The 735-nt window shown below is 62.9% G+C and carries 1 protein-coding gene; it reads right to left on the minus strand.

What is annotated here, in order from left to right:
* Positions 1–150: 150 nt before the first annotated feature.
* Positions 151–579: a pyridoxamine 5'-phosphate oxidase family protein gene (locus tag QSK34_RS37620; protein ID WP_285591623.1), complete on the minus strand. Its 429-nt coding sequence runs from the start codon at positions 577–579 to the stop codon at positions 151–153.
* Positions 580–735: the final 156 nt, after the last annotated feature.

Raw genomic sequence — 735 nt, forward strand, 5'->3', positions numbered from 1 at the left:
GAGTTTCCGCAGATGGTGATCCGTCTGGGCTACCCGAGTAAGACGGCCCGCGGAGTCAGGCGCCCGTTGGCGGAGGTCCTCTCCGAGGAACGCGACCGGTGAGACTCGGCCAGGCCGGCGGCCTCCGCCGCCGACCTGGCGATTGCGTGATCAGAGCCGGTTGATCCGTCGGCCGGTCACACGTTGCGGGGCGATGCGGATGTAGTGGTTGCGGTCGTCTCCTGCCCAGGAGTCCACGTTCGCCTTGATGTCGCTTTCCGGGACGTGGTGGGCGGGGCCCTGAATCAGGACGCTCCAGCCCTCATGGTTGGTCTCGTCGATGTGGTCGACCTGGAAGGCGATTTTGATCTCCAGGTCTTCGATGCCGGACCGGAGGCTTTCGTCCATGGTTCCGCCCTCACGAATCCGGAAGACGATTTCGCCGTTCAGCAACCGGTAATTCACCGGAAAAATGGTTGGGCCCAGCGCGCCTCCGAAGGCCACTCGGCCGATTCCGGCGGCGCCGATCAGTTGCAGGCACTCCTGCTCGTTCAGCGTTTCCAGCGTGCCGGCCTCGGGATTCTGCTTGCCCGCCATCATGTGCTCCTTTTCAGAAGTGAAATGATTCATCAAAGGGAGGAGGCAGAATTAATGTCATTCTACTGCCCCATATGTTCCGCGATTGGGCCGGGACCTAGAGGACGGGCTGCAGCCGGAAGAGCGCGGGATGCACATCACCGGGCTCATGCCGCGGCT

Source organism: Herbidospora sp. NBRC 101105, from assembly GCF_030269205.1.
GTDB lineage: Bacteria > Actinomycetota > Actinomycetes > Streptosporangiales > Streptosporangiaceae > Herbidospora > Herbidospora solisilvae.